General features: G+C 43.2%; 19 protein-coding genes. 5 read left to right on the forward strand and 14 right to left on the reverse strand.

Annotated features, from left to right (window positions below; translation table 11 throughout):
* Positions 1-142 precede the first annotated feature (142 nt).
* Both ACYUJT_RS09845 and ACYUJT_RS09850 read left to right on the forward strand, forming a co-directional pair.
* Complete coding sequence (locus tag ACYUJT_RS09845; RefSeq protein WP_460321149.1) at positions 143-1,015, forward strand: TetR/AcrR family transcriptional regulator; 873 nt, start codon at positions 143-145, stop codon at positions 1,013-1,015.
* Positions 1,016-1,354: 339 nt separating this feature from the next.
* The gene (locus ACYUJT_RS09850; protein WP_460321151.1) at positions 1,355-2,206 is read left to right on the forward strand and encodes a hypothetical protein; all 852 of its coding nucleotides are present in this window, start codon (positions 1,355-1,357) and stop codon (positions 2,204-2,206) included.
* Between the two features lie 476 nt (positions 2,207-2,682).
* Here the strand turns inward: ACYUJT_RS09850 and ACYUJT_RS09855 are convergent, their stop codons facing one another.
* Positions 2,683-2,892 carry a PH domain-containing protein gene (locus tag ACYUJT_RS09855; protein WP_460321153.1) on the reverse strand — a complete coding sequence of 70 codons (210 nt, stop codon included), beginning with the start codon at positions 2,890-2,892 and terminating at the stop codon, positions 2,683-2,685.
* 650 nt (positions 2,893-3,542) lie between these two features.
* Here ACYUJT_RS09855 and ACYUJT_RS09860 point away from each other — a divergent pair.
* Positions 3,543-4,274, forward strand: coding sequence for an alpha/beta fold hydrolase (locus ACYUJT_RS09860; RefSeq protein WP_460321156.1), 732 nt, complete (start codon positions 3,543-3,545; stop codon positions 4,272-4,274).
* Positions 4,275-4,498: 224 nt separating this feature from the next.
* Here the strand turns inward: ACYUJT_RS09860 and ACYUJT_RS09865 are convergent, their stop codons facing one another.
* The 6 genes from ACYUJT_RS09865 to ACYUJT_RS09890 all read right to left on the reverse strand — a co-directional run bounded on the left by ACYUJT_RS09865 (position 4,499) and on the right by ACYUJT_RS09890 (position 11,746).
* Positions 4,499-4,885, reverse strand: coding sequence for an immunity 22 family protein (locus tag ACYUJT_RS09865; protein WP_460321159.1), 387 nt, complete (start codon positions 4,883-4,885; stop codon positions 4,499-4,501).
* Between the two features lie 13 nt (positions 4,886-4,898).
* Entirely contained in the window at positions 4,899-7,187 is a 2,289-nt protein-coding gene (locus tag ACYUJT_RS09870; protein ID WP_460321161.1) for a hypothetical protein, read from the reverse strand.
* A 198-nt stretch (positions 7,188-7,385) separates the two neighbouring features.
* Complete coding sequence (locus tag ACYUJT_RS09875) at positions 7,386-7,760, reverse strand: PH domain-containing protein (protein WP_460321163.1); 375 nt, start codon at positions 7,758-7,760, stop codon at positions 7,386-7,388.
* A gap of 266 nt (positions 7,761-8,026) precedes the next feature.
* Positions 8,027-9,127 carry a carbohydrate ABC transporter permease gene (locus tag ACYUJT_RS09880; RefSeq protein WP_460321610.1) on the reverse strand — a complete coding sequence of 367 codons (1,101 nt, stop codon included), beginning with the start codon at positions 9,125-9,127 and terminating at the stop codon, positions 8,027-8,029.
* Between the two features lie 79 nt (positions 9,128-9,206).
* A complete protein-coding gene (locus tag ACYUJT_RS09885; RefSeq protein ID WP_460321165.1) occupies positions 9,207-10,121 on the reverse strand; it encodes an ABC transporter permease in 915 nt (304 codons plus the stop codon).
* An 11-nt stretch (positions 10,122-10,132) separates the two neighbouring features.
* Positions 10,133-11,746, reverse strand: coding sequence for an ABC transporter substrate-binding protein (locus ACYUJT_RS09890; RefSeq protein ID WP_460321167.1), 1,614 nt, complete (start codon positions 11,744-11,746; stop codon positions 10,133-10,135).
* Positions 11,747-11,913: 167 nt separating this feature from the next.
* On the opposite strand from ACYUJT_RS09890, the gene ACYUJT_RS09895 reads away from it, so the two are divergent.
* Positions 11,914-12,132 (forward strand): hypothetical protein, encoded by a 219-nt coding sequence (locus ACYUJT_RS09895; protein ID WP_460321170.1) that lies wholly within the window; start codon positions 11,914-11,916, stop codon positions 12,130-12,132.
* 21 nt (positions 12,133-12,153) lie between these two features.
* Here the strand turns inward: ACYUJT_RS09895 and ACYUJT_RS09900 are convergent, their stop codons facing one another.
* A complete protein-coding gene (locus tag ACYUJT_RS09900) occupies positions 12,154-14,607 on the reverse strand; it encodes an AraC family transcriptional regulator (RefSeq protein WP_460321172.1) in 2,454 nt (817 codons plus the stop codon).
* A gap of 125 nt (positions 14,608-14,732) precedes the next feature.
* Here ACYUJT_RS09900 and ACYUJT_RS09905 point away from each other — a divergent pair, with 125 nt between their 5' ends.
* Complete coding sequence (locus ACYUJT_RS09905; protein WP_460321174.1) at positions 14,733-15,098, forward strand: hypothetical protein; 366 nt, start codon at positions 14,733-14,735, stop codon at positions 15,096-15,098.
* A 756-nt stretch (positions 15,099-15,854) separates the two neighbouring features.
* Here the strand turns inward: ACYUJT_RS09905 and ACYUJT_RS09910 are convergent.
* The 6 genes from ACYUJT_RS09910 to ACYUJT_RS09935 all read right to left on the reverse strand — a co-directional run bounded on the left by ACYUJT_RS09910 (position 15,855) and on the right by ACYUJT_RS09935 (position 24,044).
* On the reverse strand, positions 15,855-16,157 hold the full coding sequence (locus ACYUJT_RS09910; RefSeq protein ID WP_460321176.1) for a DUF6809 family protein: 303 nt from the start codon (positions 16,155-16,157) through the stop codon (positions 15,855-15,857).
* A gap of 341 nt (positions 16,158-16,498) precedes the next feature.
* Complete coding sequence (locus ACYUJT_RS09915; RefSeq protein ID WP_460321178.1) at positions 16,499-17,965, reverse strand: Eco57I restriction-modification methylase domain-containing protein; 1,467 nt, start codon at positions 17,963-17,965, stop codon at positions 16,499-16,501.
* A complete protein-coding gene (locus ACYUJT_RS09920; protein ID WP_460321181.1) occupies positions 17,937-18,596 on the reverse strand; it encodes an HNH endonuclease in 660 nt (219 codons plus the stop codon). Before ACYUJT_RS09920 ends, ACYUJT_RS09915 begins: the two co-directional genes overlap by 29 nt.
* Positions 18,586-19,203, reverse strand: coding sequence for a hypothetical protein (locus tag ACYUJT_RS09925; RefSeq protein WP_460321184.1), 618 nt, complete (start codon positions 19,201-19,203; stop codon positions 18,586-18,588). The genes ACYUJT_RS09920 and ACYUJT_RS09925 overlap by 11 nt, the downstream gene beginning before the upstream one ends.
* Before the next feature lie 4 nt (positions 19,204-19,207).
* Entirely contained in the window at positions 19,208-21,337 is a 2,130-nt protein-coding gene (locus ACYUJT_RS09930; RefSeq protein ID WP_460321187.1) for a sensor histidine kinase, read from the reverse strand.
* Positions 21,338-21,623: 286 nt separating this feature from the next.
* Positions 21,624-24,044, reverse strand: a complete 2,421-nt coding sequence (locus ACYUJT_RS09935; protein WP_460321190.1) for a DUF2357 domain-containing protein — start codon at positions 24,042-24,044, stop codon at positions 21,624-21,626.
* Positions 24,045-24,263 lie beyond the last annotated feature (219 nt).

Below are 24,263 nucleotides of genomic sequence, written 5' to 3' on the forward strand. Positions count from 1 at the left end.
TCTATTTAAAATTTAAAGTTACTTGATGATTTTATATCATCGGTTCAATAAAATCAAGTTTTTATACTCAGGGTATAATTCACATTGTATTTTCTAGGTATCGTGGATATACTTGTTGGTATCAAGTTGTACGGAGGAACTCATGAATCGACGTAAAATGCAAGTGGTGGACCATGCTTTTGCCCTGTTTATCGAAAAGGGAATCATGCAAACCTCTATTCAAGATATTATTGAACGAGCTGGAATTTCCAAAGGAACGTTCTACAATTACTTCACTTCTAAGAATGACTGCGTCAGCGCCGTATTAGAGAAGCTTCGTTACGAAGCGCGCATGAAAAGAAGCGAGCTGCAGATCGGCAAGGACCCCAGCGACATCCATATCCTAATCGAGCAAATCGCGATGATTTCAGAGACTAGCCAGAAATATGGCTTATCCGCCTTGTTCGAGGAAATTTTGCATTCCCGAGATAAAGAAATGAAGCAATATGTCATGTACCATCGCATCATTGAAATCGGTTGGCTCGCGGAACGCCTGGTTGACGTGTACGGCGAGAAATTACGCCAATACGCCTTTGAGGCCGCCGTGATTTTCATGGGGATTCAGCAGCACCTCCAGTTTACGGCCAAAAATATCAACCAAACCCCGGACCCCAAGCACGTCGCCAGCACAGTATTGCTGCACTATATGAGCTATATTATTGAATGCCTGGTCGAGAAGAACACCTCTGTCATTGACGACGAGAAGCTGCATGTCATGAAAGGCCAGCTGATGCAGGAAGAGGTCAAACAGGAGGAGATACTACAGGCACTGGACGATTTCGCATGCCAGCTAAGATTCACGAAGTCGCAAGCCGATCTGTCGGCAGCACTGCGCTATGAAATCGACCAGTTACCTCTGCGTGAATCGGTCGTTAACGCCCTCCTGAAGCCGTATGTCGAGGCCTTTAGGGGTTCTGACGGTTACGACCAGGCTAAGGATATTATGACCATGATCTGGAGATATATGAGGCAATAGATGAATTGGTGAAAATAGATGGACATGCAAAAATACCGCCCGACGGCCGCAGCAGCTGCCTGTTGGACGGTATTTTTTTGGAGCAAGCCCCAATGGATTAATCCTTTTTGGGGCGTTCTTTTTCCTATCCTTTGCTTTACAGCTTTAGGCTTCGAAGTCTAGTAATTAAGTGACAAAGTTAGCGAACGAATTGGAATTAGATGTAATATTTAATATCTTATGGAAAAAAATATAATATAAGGTATAATATAGTTGTGATTTAAATTGAAGGACTAGAGAAGGTGGTGAAAGACTTAAAGTGCTAAAGCAGTAAAGTAAAAAAATAAAAGGAGGATTATTGTGACAAAATTCAAAAAGGTTTTTAGTTTATTTCTTTCACTAGTGGTTTTTTCTTGTTTCTCAGCTTCCACTTTTGCAGATAACATTAATCCTACAGAAAAAGTTATTCCTTATCATATTGAGAAACCTGTAGTAAATGAAAAGAATGAGGTTGTAGGCACTAAAATTATTGATACTCTTATTAAGGAGAATATTGTTGATGAAGGAACACTAAAAACAATTACTGAAGATATAAAATATAAATTCACTAAAGATACACAAAACTTAAAAAAATTTTATAGAGATGAAATAAGAACAACAGAAATACTAATTGAATCTTCCGGAGATTACTATATAAATGGTGAAAGACTTACGGATGAATTTTTGAATACTAAAATAACTCTACCTAATAAACCACTTGTAACTCCATACAAATCGGATTTTACCCCCTATGCCAGTTCCTATCCTATAGAAAGTGGTGGACATTCATCTCTAACTTATTACACTAACGCAGGTACCAACGATCCTACTATGTTTTATTTGCAGACGTATTTATCTTCATACACTAATTTCTTCCTAGATCCTCCAAGTGATAAAACATATATATTTAAACACTCGTATACTGGCGCTAATGTGTCTGATTTTAAAATTTACGCTACTCAAGTTGCAAACGCTAGATCACAAATTAATACAGGAATGGCAGGATTAATTGCTGCTGGTGCAACTGTATTGACTCCAGCATGGATTATAGGAGCAATTGGAACCACTGCTGCTGCTTATGTAGTATACGAAGCAAGTACCGCTGGTCATGCTGCTATGAAAAACGCCCAGACTTTATTAGTTAATATGAAAGGTCACTACGTATACCCATAATTATTAAAATTAAAATATTGGCTTTGAAGTTATTACTTCTGGCCAATAATACATATTAATTTATAATATTAGTAAATATAGTTATTTATGAGGTGATTATTTGAACAGAAAACCTTTTAAATTGTTAAGGTATTTTTTTACGGTATTAATATTTGTCTTTTTTATATGTATCGTGTTCAGTACTCGAAAATCATTATTTTTAGGATTTTTAACCCTCACATCCGGCATCGCTATGTTTATGTACATCATTGAAGTGAAGAGAGGAGAAAGTCAGGATCGTCGCCTGATTTTATCAATAATTTCATGTATTCTATTTTTTGTCGTATCACTCTATATTTTCAGTGTGAATTTGTAACTCCGGTTCCGAGCGAAACAATAGTATAACTCACTTTGTCAAAAGCGCCGCGATGAGCATAGCGAATCTACGGATAGCGACGCCTTTCTGCATCTTACCCTTATTATGGCCCGCACGCGTCTCACAATTCCACCTCTGCGTTCATATCCAGAAATCCGCCAGAATTCTCCGTAGACCTCATATCAATCGAGGAATAGGCAACGAGTAAATCTCGACTTTCTTCCCCGTGAAACCCCTGCGCATCTCCGACAATTAATCGTTTGTTGGTGTAAATGGCGCTGTCCCGTAAGGTTCTGTAGGCGGCAACGGCTACTTCCCCTGGAAAGAGCAAGTTGTTCACCTGGGGAATCGGACACTCAGTTATAAGTGTCCACTCGAGTATATGACTTGCCTCTAATCCAGTCGATACATCCAGATTAACACAAGGGGCGGATGCCCGGAACGCTTCCGCGGGATGATTCTATAAACTTACGATCCTCCCCCCGTTTTATCACAAAAATACCGCCCAGCGGCTGCAGCAGCTGCCTGTTGGACGGTATTTTTTCTTAAGCTTGATGTCGAGCGGCTAAATTAGTTTTCCGGAAATGAAATTTACAACAAAAGAATGAATATGGAAATTAAAATCCCACCTATGCCCTTTTCAAGTTGATTATCTATCTCTTCTAATATCTGCCTGATCTCTTAAGGACCCTGGTTCCGCTATTTCACAAAAATGCTGCTTTTTCTAGAACAAACGGACACAGCGGACCTTATTAGTGTAAAATCGATGGGTTCCATGGTCATTTTCACTAAATAGCGCCTTCTGTGTCCGTTAGCTTGCCAATTTCGCGAAAAAACGGCAAATAGCGGATCTCCTGTCCGTTAGAACGGGCGTCCCGCGCAGCATTGCTTATGAAGTTCTATTGTATTGCATAAATTAATATAAAAGTATTATATATAAGTGTTTGGGGAACGTTGGGGCAAATAAAAAGGAGTGAAAAAATGAGCACTTTTGTTTTAGTACATGGAGCATGGCACGGGGGATGGTGTTGGGATAAAATAGTCCCATTGTTGCGAGAGGCTGGACATCGGGTCCTTACCATAGACTTACCCGGACATGGAATGGATATAGCTGCAACTTCTAAAGTTACTTTGCAAGACTATACGGATCATCTATGCAGTGTTTTGGACAATGAATCTGAACCAGTTATTTTGGTGGGGCACAGCATGGGGGGACTTGTGGTAACACAAACCGCTGAATATCGTCCTGAAAAAATTCAATTGCTCGTTTATGTATGTGCCTTTCTGCCGGAAAATGGACAAACATTACTTCAAATCCTCGAAAAAGACAATAAAGAATCGCCTCTTCCCATCATAAAAGGCGAGGATAACACTTATTTAAAGCTCAATGAGCAATTTGTAAAAGACGCTTTTTTTGGGGAGTGCTCTGAAAATGATGCTTTTGAGGCAATACAAAAACTTTGTTTACAACCACTGCTGCCTTTTGCCACACCTGTTCGGACAACGGAAGATAATTTCGGAAGGATCCCCCGCGTGTATATTGAAACACTCAAGGACAATGCTCTCTCCACAAGATGTCAAAGAAAAATGTACACTCGAACACCTTGCAGGTCCATTATTACTATGGATACAGACCACTCCCCATTCTTATCACAACCGGAAGTTTTATCGTCACATTTGAATAACTTAGCTGAGCAAGTGGACTTATACTAGATTGTCATAGGCACTCATTGTTTGCTTTAACAAGAACAGGTCAATCATGGTGGTATCTTACCATAATCGACCTGTTCAATGTACCGGAATAACTCTAACGCTATTTAGGTTATAAAATTCAAGCATTGGTGTGCGTACAAGCGAAATGACGAAATCTTCATATGGATATTACGTTGGTTATATGTGTCATTGATAGAATAACGGGTTTATTCAGCACTGGGTAATCATTGATATTCTACCGCACCTAAGAATCTAAAATAATTGGATTGGACGTTTGCTTCAAAAATTTCTCCAGTATACTTAAAATTATATAGTAAAACTACTGCATTAAAACCATCCGTCAGACCTTCTTGCACTAGGTTAGTAAATCTTGGAATTATTTCATCATCATATGAGAATCCTTCAAGTAATTGGTTTAGGACACTACTTGCTTCATCATAATATTCAGCTTCTCTTACTGCATCATCATATCTATCAATCTCAAAGTGCTTAGCAAATATGGATGGAATAAAATCCCCTTCATCCGAATAAGAAACAGCAAGTAGTCTGTCTAGTTCCTCGGAAGATTGAACATTACCCACCCACAAAGATACAAGTCTTTCCTGTTCCATGTTAAGCCTCCCTCTAAGGTTTTAGTCCATCAGGTAGAGCATCTACTCCACCCTCAAATCTATAATTAGCCCAGTTTTGTAATCTTCTTTTAAACATATCATAATCAGTAGACGAATCAATAATTTCTAACAATTCATTATGTGCTTTTGTTGAGCCTTTCCCACCATGCTTACCAGTGGGATTCACGAACTTGGTCTCGCTTATAAGCGTTCTCATTTCAGCGATTTGTTCGCTCGTTACTCCCCATCTTTTGAAAACATCAGCTCTTGATACCAAATGCCACTCATGCAATCCTCCAGGATGTCTAAGTCGGTCTTTTATAGAATCCCTTAGTTTAGGATCTGCCCATACTTTATCAAATTCATCGGGAGTCAAGGAATTGAACCACTTATTAAACTCTCCGTTTCTTACTGATGGCACAGAATCAAGAGCATTCCCCTTCCCCTCAACAGAATCCATCTTCCCACCATTCGATCCCGAATCAGGCTTGGATTTGGAGAACTGCGGTTCCGTCTTCGGCATGTCCAAATCCCGAACAGGGATTGGAGGGCCATTGGGGGTAGCAAGCGATACTTGCGGCCGCGTTTGCGCCGCTTCCTTCACGGTCTTCACAAGTTCCTTTACGGTCTTGCCGGAGAATTTGGCTCCCGCTCTGGCGGCGCCTTCTACTATCGTCAAGGCGAAGAATGCCTTCGTTACAGCTCGTCCGTATTTTACGCTCTCTTCATAGGTCGCTTTTCCAGAAAGAACCTTAGGCTGCAGCTCGATGATATCCTGGAAAGGAACAACGAATTCCTCTGCCACTGCGTCGCCGAGCAATTTTCTCATATCGTCAATCGTCAGTTCGCCGGTTGCAATCGCTTCCCCTATAGCGTAATATCCCGGCACCGTATCTGTCCAGAATCCCAGGTTTGCCGGATTGGAATTGATGGCGAATTCAGCTAAGTCCTTCACGTCTTCAAACAGTTGACTGACGATGCCGTCTCCAACGCCTACGATCGTTACGGCAGCGGTCAATCCGCCGGTTTTCAGGTTCGGATCATTGCGAATTCCCGAGCCTCTTTCTGAGCGGGCCAAATCCAGTAGGTTCTTCGTGATCTTCCCATCTACCTCGAACATCCCCCATCCGAACCAATCGCGCCTAACCGACGCCATAGAGCTCACTGTGTTCGCGATATGCTGGTAGCCAGCTACGGCGATCAGGAATTCCTGATTATATTCGCCCGTAATCTCGCCTTGGTAGATGTTCATGTCCTTCAAATATTGCTGCATGTTGCGGATATCCTCCGCTGGAATCGCCTGGTTGTACTCATCCAGCAGCGCCTGCATTTCCCTGCGCCGTTCCGCCGCTTGACGCACCGCCGCCGCAATGGAATCGTAGTTGAGTCTCACCCACTCCCGGTAGAAGGGATTGATCATGCCGGCTGCAATCATCAGACGCAGCTCGCTCTCTTTGGGCATCGCGGACAGATTCTGCTTCAATGGATTATATTCACAGGCGTCCAGTGGAGAGCCTTTATAGAACACGGCCAAACTGACTCCGGACTTATACCATTCATCTGCGACACCTAGCTTCGCCAGCCGTTCTCTTTGCTGCTGAGCGGACCGATGTGCGTATCCCATATACAGCTCATTATTGTAAATGGCATATATTTTATAGGCCGCTTGGTTGCGGGCGATTTCCTTAAAGCTTGAAGCGATTGCCACGAGCTCTTCACGCGCCCACGCCTGATCCTTCGCCGTCCCGGTGTCCAAAATTTGCAGAAGAGAGGCGATGCGTTCGTCCTCCTTCACAGGGTCTAAACGTTGTACCAAAGAGGCGTCCTGAAGCTCTAGCAAGTTTCCCTTGATCCATTGCACCAGCGATGGCCGCGACTCCGCAGACGAAACCGCGCCTGGATCAGCGACATTCTGCCTCCCCTTTTCCAAAAATCGCTGAAACCAGCTCTGGATCGTCCCCTTGAGCGTAAACGTCGTCGATTTCTTCACGCTGGTCGCCCTGGCCGATTCCTTCTCTGCCTTTATGTATTCATTTTCCGCATAACGTAGAGCCTGAGCTTTCTTCCTCATCTGCTCATCGATACGCTCGGCCAGCTTTCCGATTTCCCGCAGCAAACCGCTGGCCTCGCGCGCCGCAGATCGCACATGATGCTCGGATGAATCGGAATAAGCTGCTTCCACATCGCTAATAAGTCGGCTTATTTCCCGGGACATTCCCGTTATTCCATTCTCCATCGTGCGCTCTAAACGCTCCAGATCGCGTGCCAAGCCCCCGACTCGGCCAGGATCCACCTTATTCAAGCTTGTCCAACCTCATTTCAGGAAAATATTAGTGTCTGATATTTTACCAAAATACCTACTTTTAAGGAATAAACCGGTATGCCTATGCAGGAACAAAAAAAGACACTATAAAAAGTGCCTTTTATCCTAGCTCTATAAATTTCCCTGACTTTAGGCCTGAAACATTCAAAAAGCAAAGGAATAAGACCCTCGTACAAATCACTTGGTTAATAGTGCATTAGCAATCAGCATGTCGAATCTGCGGATATCGACGCCTTTTTGCAGCTTCACCTTAATATGGCCCGCGCGCGTCCACAGTTCCACCTCGGCGTTCATATCGAGAAATCCACCGGAATTCTCCGTAGACCACATATCAATCGAAGAATAGGGTAGCGAGTAAATCTCGACTTTCTTGCCCGTAAATCCCTGCGCATCTCGGACAATTAATCGTTTGTTGGTGAAAATGGCGCTGTCCCGAAAGGTTTTGTAGGCGGCAACAGCTACTTCCCCTGGAACGAGCAAGCTGTTCACATCCGGGGGGATCGGACACTCAGTTATCAGCGTCCACTCGAGTATATGACTTGTCTCAGGCATCAATTTTACCTCCTAATGATTTGCAATTCATCCCATAGATACATTCAGGCTAACACAAGGAGCGGACGCCTGGAACGTTTGTCGCGATGGTTTTATAAACTTACGATCCTTTCCCCTGTTTTAACACAAAAATACCGCCCAATGGCAGCATATGCTGCCGTATTGGACGGTATTTTTCATGTAGCTGTATTTTGGACGACCCTTTCCCGGGCTCATCCGGGTTCTGCCGAGTCCTACGAGAGGTTCCCTGGTCCTGCCCCACAACGTCACCCCTTGATCGAACCGATCATGACGCCCTTCTCAAAATATTTCTGAATAAACGGATAAATCATCAGAATCGGCAGCGTGGATACGATAATGACGCCGTATTTGATCTGGTCGGCATATCTTTGCGCATAACCTCCCGCATCTCCGCCAGTGCCCGCCCCGCCGGCAAACACCTGATTGGACAGCAGGATGTCCCGCAAAATAATTTGCAGCGGCTGCAGGTTGTTATTGCGAATATAAATCAGTGCGGTAAAGAAGTCGTTCCAATGCCCGACCAAATAGTAAAGGCCAATTACCGAAATCATCGCCTTGGAGAGCGGCAGCGCCACTTTGAAGAAAAAGGTGAAATGCGAGCAGCCGTCCATGACCGCCGCCTCGTACAATTCCTGCGGCAACGAGCTCTCGAAGAACGTCCGGGCGATAATTAAATAGAAGATGTTGACGCAGAACGGGATAATGAACACCCAAATTGTATTCGTCAGATGCAAATCTTTCATCAACAGGTAAGTCGGAATGAGGCCGCCGTTGAAGAACATCGTCACCACGAAAATAAACATAATGACCATCCTCGCCCGGAACTCCCGCCGGGACAGCACATACGCAGCCGGCAGCGTGAACAACATATTGACCAAGGTGCCAAACAGGGTGTAGAACACCGTGTTCCGGTAGCCCGTCCAGATCCGCATATCCTTGAAAATCTCCTGATAACCGAAAAAGCTGATGTTTTTCGGAAACAGCCACACCTTGCCTGTTGCTACGAGTGTGGAATCGCTAAAGGAAGCGATCACGATGAAATACAGCGGATAAACGATGATTAGAAAAATAAACGTGCACAGCAGCCCAAGCGTGATTTTGAAGGCTAGCTCTTTGCCGTTGAGGCGTGCTCGGCTCCCGTTGGTAGGCGGTGGTGCCCCATGGGTGTTTGACCTGGTGGTATGGGTGCTTAACCCGGCCCCCTGGTTGCTTGGCATGGTACTACCGAGTCGTGGCTGCCCATTGCTGCCTGGAGTTCCTTGGCTGAGTGAGATTCCGCCCCCGCTCAAGGCTCCATGGATTCTTAATCCGGCTCCGTCGCTGCTCAAGGCGCCATGGCGGCCCATTCGAGTATGTTCCTTGTCGGCTCCACTATTACGCTTATGCGTACGATCCATCCCCGTTCCTCCTTTCCTCATAGACTTTTTAGAATAAACTCGTCTCGGATACCCGCTTCGAGATCGTGTTCATGGCGAACAGGAAGATGAAGTTGATCACCGTATTGAACAGGCCGATGGCCGAGGCCAGGCTGAATTGGCTCGAGACGATCCCGATTTTGTACACATAGGTGGCAATCACCTCGGACACGGGCAGATTGAGCGAGTTCTGCATCAGGAATATTTTCTCGAAGCCGGTACTGAGAATGTTGCCCATGCTGAGAATGAACAAAATAATGATCGTCGGCACGAGCGCCGGGATATCAACAAAGCGGATCGTCTGCCAGCGGCTGGCCCCGTCGATGCGGGCTGCGTCATAGAGCTGGGGATCAACCGTGGACAGGGCAGCCAGATAGATGATGCTGTTCCAGCCGCAGTGCTGCCAAATATCCGAGAGCACGTATACCGGAATGAAGGTGCCGGTTGAGGCGAGCAGGTTGATATGCCCCAGCCCGACCGCTTTCATCAAATGACCGACGACCCCGGTCTCCGCCGACAGCAACACATTCAGCATGCCCACCAGCACGATGATCGAGATGAAGTGCGGCAGATAGACGGTCGTCTGCATGAGCTGCTTCATTTTTTTGCGCCGAATCTGGTTCAGAATCAACGCTAAAATAATGGGAGCCGGAAAACCGAGCACAATGCTCGCCAGGCTGATTAGAAAGGTATTCCGCATCAGGTCGGTGAACAGATAGCTGTCAATGAATTGCTGAAAATACGCCAGTCCCCGCCATTCGCCCCCGGTCAGTCCTTTGCTGAAGTCATAATCGCGAAAAGCGAGCTGAATCCCATACATCGGAATGTAATTGAAGATCAGAATGACGATGATCGCCGGGAGGATCATGATCCAGAGTTGATAGTCGCGCGTGACGTCTTGAACTAGCCCTTTGCGAGTCCGCATATGCTCCCCCCTTATTTTTTGCTCTTATATTCCTCGTAGTATTTTTGCATGATCTCTAGATTCTGGGTGATGCCGGCCTTCTGGGCCTCCTTCACGTACGCGTCCCATTCTGCCTCGATGCCGCCCTTGGTCACCCACTTGGCGAAGCTGGACTCGGCCAGGTTCATAATGTTCGTGTTGTTCAGGCTCATCGTGTTGTTGTCCATCGTCGAGTATTTAATAAACAGGCCGGGAAAAACATCCTTATCCAGATCCACCTTCAATGCTTCATCCAAAGGCTCGGATTGGCCGAGCACTTCCTGCATGTCTTTACCAAGCGTCAACTGCAGATCGTCCGGGATATAAAAAGCCCCATGATCCGCCATCGTGGACGTCCATTTCCAGGTGCCGGGGTCCATCTCCGGATTAGCCGGAGGCAGCACGCTGTAAGTCCCGTCTCCATGATCCTGAATATTCGGGCCGATCGAACCGAACAGCGCCTGCATGCCGACCTTCCGATCGTACAGCTCATTGATAAAACGCATCGCCGCTTCCTTATGCTTCGTCTTGGCGGACATTACGACGTGATTCGTGCCGTAGTTCAAGGAGTAGTAATCATAGCTCCACGACAGCTTCCCCGTGTAATCCGCAGTAACCTTCAGCGGAGGCAGAGTGACATACTGCGGGGCCAGCTGCTCCCCGAACCGGTCGGACGCCACCCAGCCCCAGGTGAAGCCAACCTTGGCCGTGTCCCCTTCCCCGCGGGCGATCGATTGATATTTCGTATAGTCGTGTGTAAAAACTTCAGGATTGATCAGTCCCGCCTTGTACAGCTTATTGAGGAAAGCCACCATGGTCTTGTAGCGTTCGTCGATGAGGAAATTTTTGATCTGTCCATCCTCGACAAAATAGCCCTGACTGCTGCCCTCCGACAGCGTGATGCCCATACTGCCCAGAAGCACAGCCGGATTGAAGTACCCGCCGATCCCGCCCGGCCAATCCATCGGAATCTCGTCCTTCGCATCGCCATTGCCGTTGGCGTCTTTCTCTTTAAAAGCGACGAGGACGTCATACAGCTCATCCCAGGTCGTCGGCTTTTGCAGCCCTAGCTCATCCAGCCATTTCTGGTTGATGAACTGCCTGGTGCCGGTTGATGGCCAGAACCGCTGGTATTTGGGGAGGCCGTAGATTTTGCCATCCGGCTGTGTGGCGATGAGCTTCGTCTCCGGCTTCTCGCTGAACATCTTCTGTACGTTCGGTGTCTGGTCGAGCATACCGGACAAATCCTGGAACAACCCCTGGAATTGGGCAAAATCCGCATCCGTAATGACATTTGGTCCGATGAACAGATCCGGGATGTCGCCGCTGGCCAGCATCGTGCCTTTCTTTTGCCCATAGTCGGTGGTAATCTCCTGCCACTCAATTTCGACTCCGGCGGCATCCTCGACTGCCTGCAGCCACTCCATTTCCGCCAGCGGCTTGGTGAGCGGATGCTTCGTCATAATCGCCGTCAGCTTCACCTTCTCCCCGGACGCATTCCCGGGCGTTGTCCCCGCGGATTTGCTATCTCCCCCTGAACCGCACCCCGCCAGCAGCATGGCTGTGATCAAGACGAGTGATGTGAGAACGCTTACCTTTTTCCGCATATCCATACCTCCACACATTTGATATGGGCCCGATCGATACAGACCGCTGCCACAGCTTTGCCTGGACTGAATCGCAGGCACCTTAGACAGTAACGGGAGATGCCAAGCCGCGTAAACGGGCAGTTTTTGTGCGGGTCTTCATTTTTTGAAAGCGCTTAATGTAATGTGTGGCTAGACGGTTGTTCCCGGCCGTTCCGGGGGCGTCTTCAAATATTGTGGATGTTCAAAAAATGCCCCTTGCGATGGTGTTTGCAGACGGATTCATTAACGGCCATACAGCGGCAGTTGGTGGAGAGCTGCGTCGTATTCGCACTGTTCCCTTGTGCGGACGATGCGGACTCGGGGCATGCTTGGATGGTTGTCGGCTATACCGCAGCTTGCCATGACAGCTTCGGATGGAACGGACCTCAGCTTCTGTGGGTAGTGCGGTATTGGCCGGGCGTGGTACCGACGATTTTTTTGAAGGAGCGGATGAAGCTGGAGGTGTTCGTGAATCCGACCTGGGCGGCGATGCTCTCCAGCGTCTCCTCGCTCTCCCGCAGCAATTGAACCGACCTCTGGATTCTGAGACGATCGATATATTCCTTGAAGTTCTGGCCCATCTCCTTCTTGAAATGATGGCTGAAATTCGAGACCGACATGCCAAAATGATCGGCCATCAACTGCAGCGAGCAATTCGGGTCCATCCCCTTGTCTTCGATCACGGCGAGAATTTCCTCGCGGGAAGCCGTGCGTCCCTTCGGCAGCGTCTCGCGAATCATCTCGCACAGCTTGGCGCCGCTCTCGCGGAGGATTCCGGTCATCTGCTCCAGCGTATAACGGGGCTGGAAAGCCGCATCCGTTAGGCGCAGCAGACTCTGGTCATCATGACGGAACCGCTGCAGCCCGTTAAAAATCACGCTAGCCGTGTTCAAATACACGCTCCGCAGCATATGCGGTGGCAGCCCTTCGCTGCTCAGATAGCAGACGATCCGCTCAATCAGCGATTCCACCAGGGTGGCCTCGTTCTTCAAAATCGCCAGCTCCAGCGACTGCAACAGCTCCGCGAAATAAGAAACCGTGCCGGACGGCGACGTCTCGATCTCAGCAAAGCTCAGAATCGGGCTCGTATGGCGTAGCCGCAGCTGCTCGACCGTACGCAGCGCCTGCAAGTAGGAGACATGCGCCGAGTTGGGATCGAGGATGTACGTACAAGTTCGTTCAGGTTGATCCTGTCCCTCAGTCCTTCGTGCTCCTTCTGTTTGGCTATATCCCGCTGTCCTTACAACCTCCCCTGGCTCGCCGATGCCGATGATCGTCTTCCAGCCCGATCGCACCTGGAGCTCCTCCTGCAACCGGGCCAGATACGCTTGAACGGAGAAGTCCTCTCCATGGGAGCAGACGAATACGATCTCATGATGGTAATTGCTTTTGAAAAAATAACCCCGAACCCCTTCAGGCAGCTGGCTCTCTCGATTTTTGCAATAAAGCAGCACAAGATTCGTCTCTTCCGTCTCGGAATCACAGGAGATGACCGCCACCGTCACGCGCGCTCCGTCCAAACTCACTCCTACCTTCGCCGCTTCCCGCTGCATATGCTCCCCGGTCAGGAAATGCCCGTTGACCAGCTCCAACAGCATATTGTCCCGCATGATCGGCAGCGTCTCCTTCACCTCTTCATCCAGCCGGCTGTTGACCGCAGATAGACCACTTAACGTATAGCGGATCGCCTCGATCTCGTTCATCGGCCCGCGCTCCTCAGGCTCGAACAAACCTGCAGCGAACTCAACCAGACGCTTGATCGGGTGGTAATTTTTGCGGATCGAGACGTAGATGACAATCACTTCAAGCAGCAAAATGCAGCTGACAAGCAGAATCGTGTTCAGTTGAATCGTGCGCAGCCCCTGGAGCGATTCCGACACCGGGAGCAGGCTGACGTACTTCCAGCCGTTCTTATCCGAAACCGCATAAGATACGAGATAGGACACGCCGTCGATCCGGTGAATGCCGGAGGTCGAACCCTGGGTCGAGCCAAGGGACGAGCCGGAAGATGAGCTGGAGGACGCGCCAAAGACCGTACCAGTGGACGTACCAGTGGACGTATCCCGGAATGAGCCGCTATCTTTTCCTATACTGCTTACCAGCTGCGGTAAATCCCCCGAGCGCTGAATCAACGCCTCGTTGGAGGCAACGAGCGGTTGTCCCTGCGCATCAAAAATAAAGAAGTCCCCCTTATACGCTTCCGAGACCGACCGCATCATGCGGAGGATCGTATCCTCCCGGACCATGATCATCACCACACCAGGCGAACTCGTACCGCCCACCGGAAGCGGCTGCAGGAAGGTCAGCATCCGTACCCGGTTATGACCGGGGACCAGTACCCCCTCTACAGGCCGAACCATGAGGGAATCCAGCGTGTTCAGCGTCTCAGTCAGATCGTGATGAGGCCAGCTCTCATAATAAAAACCAACCCCCGGATTCCCCATATCCTCCACGCTGTATGCGCTTCCAGTTTTGGAGAACAAATAACCGGTGCTTCTTACATACAGCAGGGTGTTGTAGATAAAAGCATCGGTCGCGTTGTATTTTTTCATCTCATTCGCAATCAGCACGCGCTGGTAATCGCTCTCCTCGGCCTGATACAGCCGGAACTCCCGATTCTGCACCAGCTCGAACGGCAGATTGTACACATACCGCGTGAACGTATCCATCGACGTCAGGAACTGCTCCGTAATGTGGGCGTTCCAATCCATCTCCTTCACCTTGACTACCTGCGCCGAATACGGATAATAATAGAATAGAATAATCGTGACAGGAAATAACAGCACCAGCAAATAGGAAATCAGCAGCTTTGTCAGCAAGTTCACCCTAGTTTTGCCCATGCTGGCTCACCCCCTTTTTCTATTTTCCACTTCATAACTATCCCAAAAGCCCCCAATGAGGTTCTTAACGATTTTATCAGGGTTCAGGCCTAATACTTTAGAAACGAAGAGAGGACAGCACTAACATGGAGAACGTATCCAATGAAGTTCAAATGGAATCCATTAAATCCTTCCAATCAACCATCAGCAAATGCGAAAATGCCTTGGCTCAGATGACACAGAAAGGTGCAAATACTACCTTAATCACGAGACGACTTCAAGCTCTTTACATTGGCTTAGCCCTACTAGAATACGTATGGAATCAAAAACCCCATCATTACACCCAGGAAGATATAGCCGAAGCTCGTCATGTGCTTACTAGTTTATTCCCATCCATTGAGAACAGTTATGCCAAGTCAAAGGCAGGTAGCCCGCAAAAAACGCTTTTAGAAAGAAGAATGAAATCACTGGAACTGGCTGTTCAAGCAATTGATGATCTTTCTGATGAATAACTTAATTTTTCTATACGGCTTACCAGCTGTGGTAAATCCTCTGAGCTCTGACGCAGTGCCTCGTTGGAGGCAACGAGTGGCTGTCCCTGCGCATTAAAAATAAAGAAGTCCCTCCTTATACGCTGCCGAGACCGACCGCATCATGCGGAGGATCGTATCCTCCCGGACTATGAACATCACCACGCCGGGCGAATGGGTGTTGAAAGCCGAACCCGTCTGCATGAAGATCAGTATCCGTACCCGGTCATAGTCGGGAAATCAGCCCCTCTTCGGGCCGAACCATGGGAGAATCCAGCGTGTTCAGCGTCTCGGTAAGATCGTTATGAGACCAGATCTTATAGTAAAAAGCCAACCCCGGCCTCCCCATATCTTCCACACTGTATACGTCTCCAGTTTTCGGAGAACAAATAACCGATGCTTCTTACATACAGCAGGGTGTTGTTAGTAAAGAAAATATAAGAAGAAATTGAGATTTACAACCATTTCTTTGGATTGTTGCTGGGGATAGCTGTGGATGTAGGCAGCAAAGAAGCCGGGCAGCGATCTTAGCTGCGACGCGATCGATATGAGACCCGTCACTGCAACCCCTTGTTAATAGTAAAAGTGGCTTAAGTCAACCATGCTGCTGTGTGACTATATTATAAATGTAGACGTAGAAGGGAGTTAGAGAACATGGAAGGAATTTGGGGGGGACTTAAGGGTGAGGAGTATTCTTTAGTGGCAACTTTCGCTGGATTGCACTGGGATGGCTGCTGTTTATTCATCATCCTGGTTGGCGATATTACCCACCCGATGATCGAAGTGGATTTCAATAATCATAACCGCTCCCAGTTTGAAGCCGTACGTGAACGCCGCCGTTATCTCCATACTCTGGATTTGCTGCTGCAAGTCCAACAGCGTCTCCAGTTCAACAAACTCATCGCTGGTCAGCTTCTTCTTCCAGGCTTCTATTTTCTCGGATAGTTCCCTGCCCTTCTTGCGATACATGGGATCTTTGGGAACCAATTGTTCTTCGGGAATGAGATGACCGTAGTATAGGGATTCGAGTAGGGATTGCATGGGGGAGGCCTCCTTTTTCTTTTAGGATAGCAGAAGGAGGGACGAAATGTGGTACGGGGATGCGTAATATTGGAAAAAAGGGGGCGCTTTTCAGAAAGTTTCCCAGTGCCATGAAATATCAAGCGACTTTCTAATCTCAATGTCTAAATCCTTATGTGAGTTCTTATAAATAATTTAATACTTGCCTTGGTGGTTCTCTTCTACATTTTAATGCTAAGGGCTTAATTTATCTCATACATGTGATTCAATGGATGCTAAATAGGTAATTTGATATTCGATCAGATTAAGAGTAAAACAACAACCCTAAATATTAATTTAGGGTTGTTGAATATTTAATTTATCTAAGCCAATGGATAATTTAAAATGTCTTTAACAGAGAACCGAATAGATTTTCCATTAGCATTAATACCTCGAGAAGATAAATAATTAAAAAATTCTTTGGATTTTAAAATTGCTTCAGCTTCACTTAGGCCTTTCTCTCCTATAGGGACGATATAAAATCCTGAATAAGGAATCGTATCTTTTCCAAGATGGTAACATCGAATCTCATTAGTAACAACGGAGGACAACATTAACTTTTCTTGATTTAAATATGATAAAGCCTGGCTTCTACCATATTCAAACCACTTCGCCGACTTATCAACCTTTCTCTCTTTTAGCTTGCTATTAAAACTTAATAAGTACTCGGTAGTTCCAGGGAATTTTTTTTGGAATTCATCCTGTTCAAACCTGATTAATTCTCCGTTTGAGTAGATATAAGGAAAAATTATGTACTCTTCTCTTTTTATTGAATAGCTTCTCGGACTAGCTGCAATACGAAGTATACTTTTTTCAATATAAAAATTTTTTACTTTAATATAATTTTCATTTTCATCTATAAAATCACTTTTTTTTATTATATATGCTGAATTAAGTAATGTTGCAACACTATTGGATACTTTAAAATAATCACCAAATTTACTTGAAACACTTAAGTTTACTGGATTATTGTTAAATAACCACTTATCTCCTAGGGAATCTTTATTAATTAATATGTTTTCTTTATTATCTATATCACAATATTCTATATGGTTATTTTTGTTTATTTTATTTAAATATATAATTGCAGGATATGTTAGAACATTATCGAAGACTACACTTTCTTTATAATCACAAATAAGAGCTAGGAATTCCTTGATAATTTCTCTTAAACCCTTTCCGAATACATTTTTAAAAATACTATTTGGAATAATATATACCATTTTACCGCCATCACTTAATTCTTTTAGACTTTTTTCAATAAAAGCATAACAATAATCAAATTTTCCTTTATGACAAGATAGAAAAGTAGCTCTTAGGTATTCTCTCTCTTCAATATCTATATCTTGATAAGTAACATACGGAGGATTTCCTACAATAAAATCAAATTTCTGTTCAACATTTTTCTTGAGATAATTAGCACTGGTAATATTCCAATTAACTGAACTAATTCCATATCTCTTTACTACCTCATTCAATTTATTTATACAGTTACCTCTAACCTTTTCATCAATTTCATAAGCGACGATATAGGTTTCTAAATCTGATTTTATTTGATCTAAGGTATATTCTTCTTCTATTGCAGCCTCTATATACCTTTCAGTAATTATCGATAAAATATTTCCTTCACCACAGGAATTTTCTAATATGTAATTACCTAAAATGTTTTTTCCTTTATATTCAATAATATTTAACATTTTATTCACATATTTCTCAGGCGTGAATATTTGACATTTAGTATTCATAGTCCTCACCAATAAGTTAGTAGTTTCTTCTTCGTTTGCTTTCAATTTTAATAATGAGTTTTTGAATCTCATCAACTAAATGTTCCCCTTCATATTTATCACAAAAATCTTTCATTTCCATTAAGAGATAGTCTATTCGCCTTAATTGATTATGAAATTTCAATTTATCATAGAATTGTATAATTATCGAATTATCATTATACTTTTCGTTTATTTTTATTGAATAATCATCATTACGCCAAAAAATCTGAGGGAGATTATTATTATCTGGATGAAGTAAATACAGACTTTCTTCCTCACAGAGAAAATTTGATTTCCCTCTATTGCACATCTGACAACTACTTACCAAATTATCTATACTATTGATAAATTTTTCTGAATAACCTAAGCTTAACTTTAAAACAGATACTGGTACTACATGATCAACCTCAAATCTTGAAGAATCAATTACTTGAGTATTAACACCACAGTAGGCACACTTATTATAATATATGGATCTAAAGTGAGCATTAAACTTATTATCTCTTTTTTTTATTGTATCGTATATATTCTTTACTTGCGGATGCTCTAATTTAAAATCCTCCATAAATTTTATTTTTTTTTCTCCAAGTAAAAAGTCGATGTGATTAAATGAAGTATTTCTGTAATCCTGAACTGTCAATAAATTAGTCGCCATAATTACTCTTTACCTCTTTAAAAAGTTTTATCAATTCATCTAAATCTTCTTTTTCAAATAGAGTTGTTTCCATAATTCCTTCTATCGTTGATTGAATTGACTCTACCAATATTGGATCTACTTCCTCATCTAATGTTAATTGTTCCAACACTTCAAATTCCTCTATTATCGATAAAATATGTTTATGTAGAACCGGCTCTAGATTTTCATCATAGTACTGCTTATAAGTTTCACTGCTACTCGATTTGAATTTCTTTATTGTCAAAGAAACAGAGTCTAATTCATTTTGACTTATGACAATTGTCTTTATAAAAGGTAATACCTTCTTCAAAATTATTTTAAATTGTTCTCCAGTAAATTTACTCAAATTGGAGTTTTTGTTCTCGAACAACCAAGAATCAATCACAATAATATTAGCGCTATTTATCAGATTGTTACTTAACAGAGTTTTATAATTATCTTCTTTTCTAAATGTATATTCCTCAAATTTAAAGACATAATCGTATGTACTACGAGCATTTAAATCATTACAAAACTCATCCAAGTATCTGTTTAATATAGGATCAATCCAATCATCAATATAAACAATATTTATATGTTGTTTCATAAGCTCACCCTTTAATTGAAAAATATATGTTAAATCCCTTTTCACTATTTATATCTATTACTTTACCACTGTACATACGCAATGTATTACTCACAATCCACATTCCTAAACCATGTCCATCTGATCTAGAGGTTTCATGAACTTCTAATATCCTCTCGGGATCAGATACATATTTTTCATCTAACCCTTTACCATTATCATAATATTTAAACTCGAGCATATTGCCTACTTTTTCAACTTCAACTTTTATTATTAATAAGTCTTTCATTTCATTGTGCTGAATACTGTTTAAAATTAAGTTGTCAAAAACAACTTCCAAAACATCTTTTGATATCTTGTATTTTTGAGGCATTTGATTTTTTATAATAATCTCAAAACCCAACCAATTATATTCTTTTTGCCATGTATCAACAATTCTATTTAAAGTACCTTCTAAAGATTCAATTTTTGAGCTAAATTTCTCTTTTTCAATTTTATTCAAAATTACGTCAATAAAAGCTATTAGTTTCCTATTTATTTCTTCCAACCCATTTAGAATTTTTGGAACATTTTTATATGTAACTCTTGTATGTTCTTCTGAAGTTAATACTTCCCAGAGCCCATACTCCTTTAATGCATTTACTATATCCCTATAGCCGCTCTCTAATGAATTTCTTTTATTATGTAGCTCATGAGCAATGGCACTAGCTCTCAAACCTTGAGTTGCTAAAACATTAAGAATTCTGACATCATATTTATGCTGTTGCTCACTATCTTCTCTAGCTTTAGTTTGTTCCTTTGCTTCACGTTGAATATCTATAATTTCTTGTACTAATGAAGATATTTCTTCTTCTGTCATTTCAGTAACTGCAGAGGGTTTTTTTAAAAAACCTTGTAGGCTCTTTTTTTCTTCCTTTTCAGATTCGATATGAAGAATAGATTCATTTATTTTTCTGATTATTGATTGACGGTATTTTTCAAATCTACTAATTCCAAAATGTATAATATCTTTAAACAATTGATAGTAATCATCTTCTTCAAGTCCCTGCCTATTAGCTAAATCTTTTAAATTTGCGTTAGTATTTTTATCAATTTGAACAAATCCGCAAACTTGATTTAGCCTTACTCTCCAACTTCCTGTTGGATGAGTTGCTGCAGCTGGTGATTTTCTTGCTCGTGAGGCTATATCCAGCCAATCTTTTGTACCATCTAAAGAAGAGATGCTAAAAGCATTTCTATATAATATAACTCTTGTATCTTTTGTGATTAAACTATTATATTTATATTTGAATCTCTCTCTTATTTCTTCAGGGACCTTTTCCATTCCATAATATAATTTAGCGGTAAAATCCCCCAATTCTTTAAGATATATTTGATAATGTTCAAACTCCTCTGTATTTAAATTTAGTTCATCTGCCATATTGAACTCGTATTTAAAATTGGTAAGTGAAATCGATCCAATTATATCTTTCACTTCTGGTTTAAATTCATCAGATTCTATATCTACAGTAAGCTTCATTTTTGCACTATCATAAGATAATGAAATTTTTGCAGTATAATTTACCCCATTCCGTATACCCTCAAATATTGGTTTAACTGGGTAAGGGGTCTCCTCAAATATTATGCATATTTTCATTTCATTACCGTTATATGAACGACCTAAAAAATCAATCAGTTTCTCAACATCTTTCCATTTCCATGTGTCTCTTAGGTTAAAAACTTCCAAACTTGTTCCTTTCTCGAAATCTACAACAGCTTCTCTTAAGCTAGTCGTTACCCAATCTGTTTCCCATACTATAGCTTTTTCATTATTCTTTTTTGAGAATACCTGTATTTTGTCACCAAGTCTTGCCAAGGCAAACCTTCCTACTCCTTTTGAACCGGCAAGTACTCTATCAGAACCACTATATGTGTAACCTTTATTACTTTTTCCTACATGCATCCAAGAATTTTTTATATCTTCACTATTCATACCACTCCCCTTATCGATAATTTTTATAAAATTCTTATCTATATAAATGTCACATTCTGTAGAACCTGCATCATAGCAATTTTTCACTAATTCAAAGATGGCCGATTCTTTTGTAGAGTAATTTTGTCTTCCTAATAATTCGGCAATCTCTTTTTCTTCTATAGTGAATTTTAAATTTTCCATGTATCTTCACATCCTTTAATACTTTTTAGCAAACAGCGCCTTGCTAAAAAATGTAGTTCCTCTGTCCTATCTAATTCTACACCAATCGACATTATCCCTCCTATAATTTTCTTTTTTATGAAAAGTAAGGACATGTCGCACTGCTCCTTCAAAACAACATACAAAGTATACTGCTCTTAGCTCGTTTAGCGTCATCTTTCGATTCTGATCAACACAAACTTTTCAACGCCAAAAACTTAATTTAAAATCCTAAGTAAAAAAGGAGAGGTATTCATCCTCTCCTTAATTAACTCTCCCGACTTTCCCGCAACCGTATATCCACAACAGCACTAGCCAGATCTACCTGATCGTGATTAAGCTTTACAGTAATCGGTCCTCGTCTTCGTTGCTCACGCCATGTGTTCAGCTCTTCTTCCGTCTCGAGTCTGAGCTCTGCGATTTCCTGCGCACGATCAAAAATGTACTTTGACGTGAACAAGAGGGTCTTTATCCCCTTACCGCCCGGAATAATTGAAGGCGCCTTTCTAACCCACTTCTCTACCGAGAACTTAACATACAGCTCCTCACCAGTTCCCGGTCTTACGGGACGCTCGGTGATTTCTTTACGACGCAACACTTTCCATTCTATAACTTTCCCATACCAATGAATGCCCGTCTCGCCGAATCTTCCAAATTTATTGATTGACTGATAGATGGCTACATATTCGATCTGCGTGAGCAGTTGATGATTCGAGATATTCTTTAACGGGGTATGGTAAAAGCCATATTTCAAGGCAACTTCCAGCTGCGTGTCTTGCCTTAAGGAACCTACTAACACATTTTTACCTGTAAATTTGTTCTGATAATAAGTCTTCGTACCACGAGGACGGGTAGACCTCTCATAAGCCTTCTCTGGGCTATCCATAATGATTTCGTCCAGGAACTTCTCCATCAGGCTTGTGGCATTCGGTAAGAATGGGAATGCTCCCACGTTGACGAGCTCAATACTTTTATAGAATTTATGATCGCGGAACTGCTCTTCATTGTCATAGGGGAAAAGAACATATGCCCCAAACATGCTACGTTCCAATTCTTGTTGTCCATCACCATATACAATGGCATCCCGATACCTGTGCATCGTATTAATATCTGATTCCTCAGGTCCAGGATTAGTGTACGCCCTCCGGTAAGGAGTCCCCTCATAAGCTGGATTTAAGCGATACTTCGCATCAAAAATATATTTATATTCAATCGAAGAATCGCTTTTCTTCAAGGTCAGCACATTATCCGGCATCTGGCCCACCGTAGGGGTCTGCTCTCCCCTTGGTAGTGAATTATAATAAAGTGTAAATACTTCGCCATTCTGTGGATTCCGATACATTATTTTCGACTTCTGAGTTTTGTCGAGCTTCACAAAAATCCCTGAACGATTCACCTTGACGATGTCTTGTTTGATGAGTTCATATTTACGACTTAATAAATCGTGAATTTTTAGGAAACACCAGTACTCATACAACTGGGCTAAGTCCTTTAACGACAAACGAATGAGATCTCCTTGCACCGAGAGGCCCTTCATCAGCATGAGATAACAACGGTATACCTCTCTGTACCCGGGTGCCATCTGTAGAACAAGGGATACTGACATATGCGTCATCTCACCGACTGCCAGAAAATCATATCGTAGCAGCCTTTGCAGCTGAGATTCCATCAGATCTACATTTCTTAATAGTTGGGGATCGGAAGTACGTTCTACGGACTTTAACCGAATACGAAGAGCTTGCAATTTCTTTGCAATCCGTATTAAAACCCACCGAACAAAGCGATTCTCCCCCGTATCGAAGTCCATGTACTTCTTGGATTCCAACACATGAGTAGGGTACATTTTTTGGCCATTAATATGAATAATTCCGTTCTTGTTATCCTTAACAAACAGCTCCGGATGTTTAGAGAGGTAAGCTATATTACCTTTCCCAGCATGTCTTGCCTTACCAGAGGTTACTTTCTGATTCACTATATTCGTCTTAATGTGAGGCGCATTCTTGATGCGCTCCACGGCCTGAACCAGATGCTGAAACATATATCTTAAGATCGCAAAAAACTCTGTCATACTTTGCTGGGTGGTATCCTTTAGCCCTGTCAAATGATAGGTTTTCCGCAAAAAATCAAAGGACAGATTATAAATTTGTTGGTTCACGTCGCTCAGTATTGTTTCATAGTCTTTTTTATAATCCATCTTCGTCGGAAAAATTTCTAACTGTAATTGCAGGAGCGCTTGTCCATGTAAACGAAGCTCTAATTCCGTAAATCCAACCTCATTCTGGAAGTTCAATATACCAGATAATATATTTTTCCCAAGAGGCTTTACCGCCTCTCTTAAGTACCTATTCTCATGAAAAAACTGAATAGCCACATCTTGCTTTTTCTCGACTACAATTTCATAAGCCTGCGTCTCAAAGAAAAGAGGGGCGCACGCTTGACCCTCTTCCCATTCTTCCAAACTGTTCTTCTCTGGCGAGAAGACCGATATGGAGCTAATCTCTAAATTGGAGGAGTATTTATCTATACGCAAGGAGGCATTTACCAACGCGCCCTCCTCATCCCGGTGTAGCTGTAATGCCTCTACCGTGGGGTGAAACGGCTTGCCCTGAATATATAAATTAAATAGGTTGGTCTCGATCCGTAGTAACTCTACCGTCCCATTACGATAACCAGTATGAAGTAAATCCATCCTCTTCTAACCTCCGTAACATGAACACAATCTTGCGGGCACTTTGCGGATATTTGATCTGCGACTGTGCATTGAGTAATTCTGCCTCATTATATACCGGGGATAAGTCCTCCATTAGTTCGTTGATGGCAAGAGGTCGATCTAAACACACCTTCAACAATTCCACTTACCATACCAAGGTAATATGTTAATTTAATTACTGTATCCAGGGAGGAATAG

The organism is Paenibacillus sp. YSY-4.3 (genome assembly GCF_054767475.1).

What these genes read in the sequence shown, in the direction of transcription:
- ACYUJT_RS09935 (WP_460321190.1), bottom strand. Translation starts at nt 24,044, where the DNA reads ATGGATTTACTTCATACTGGTTATCGTAATGGGACGGTAGAGTTACTA.
- ACYUJT_RS09890 (WP_460321167.1), bottom strand. Translation starts at nt 11,746, where the DNA reads ATGCGGAAAAAGGTAAGCGTTCTCACATCACTCGTCTTGATCACAGCC.
- ACYUJT_RS09860 (WP_460321156.1), top strand. Translation starts at nt 3,543, where the DNA reads ATGAGCACTTTTGTTTTAGTACATGGAGCATGGCACGGGGGATGGTGT.
- ACYUJT_RS09930 (WP_460321187.1), bottom strand. Translation starts at nt 21,337, where the DNA reads ATGGAAAATTTAAAATTCACTATAGAAGAAAAAGAGATTGCCGAATTA.
- ACYUJT_RS09845 (WP_460321149.1), top strand. Translation starts at nt 143, where the DNA reads ATGAATCGACGTAAAATGCAAGTGGTGGACCATGCTTTTGCCCTGTTT.
- ACYUJT_RS09920 (WP_460321181.1), bottom strand. Translation starts at nt 18,596, where the DNA reads ATGGCGACTAATTTATTGACAGTTCAGGATTACAGAAATACTTCATTT.
- ACYUJT_RS09865 (WP_460321159.1), bottom strand. Translation starts at nt 4,885, where the DNA reads ATGGAACAGGAAAGACTTGTATCTTTGTGGGTGGGTAATGTTCAATCT.
- ACYUJT_RS09925 (WP_460321184.1), bottom strand. Translation starts at nt 19,203, where the DNA reads ATGAAACAACATATAAATATTGTTTATATTGATGATTGGATTGATCCT.
- ACYUJT_RS09880 (WP_460321610.1), bottom strand. Translation starts at nt 9,127, where the DNA reads ATGGGCCGCCATGGCGCCTTGAGCAGCGACGGAGCCGGATTAAGAATC.
- ACYUJT_RS09905 (WP_460321174.1), top strand. Translation starts at nt 14,733, where the DNA reads ATGGAGAACGTATCCAATGAAGTTCAAATGGAATCCATTAAATCCTTC.
- ACYUJT_RS09910 (WP_460321176.1), bottom strand. Translation starts at nt 16,157, where the DNA reads ATGCAATCCCTACTCGAATCCCTATACTACGGTCATCTCATTCCCGAA.
- ACYUJT_RS09885 (WP_460321165.1), bottom strand. Translation starts at nt 10,121, where the DNA reads ATGCGGACTCGCAAAGGGCTAGTTCAAGACGTCACGCGCGACTATCAA.
- ACYUJT_RS09900 (WP_460321172.1), bottom strand. Translation starts at nt 14,607, where the DNA reads ATGGGCAAAACTAGGGTGAACTTGCTGACAAAGCTGCTGATTTCCTAT.
- ACYUJT_RS09875 (WP_460321163.1), bottom strand. Translation starts at nt 7,760, where the DNA reads ATGCCTGAGACAAGTCATATACTCGAGTGGACGCTGATAACTGAGTGT.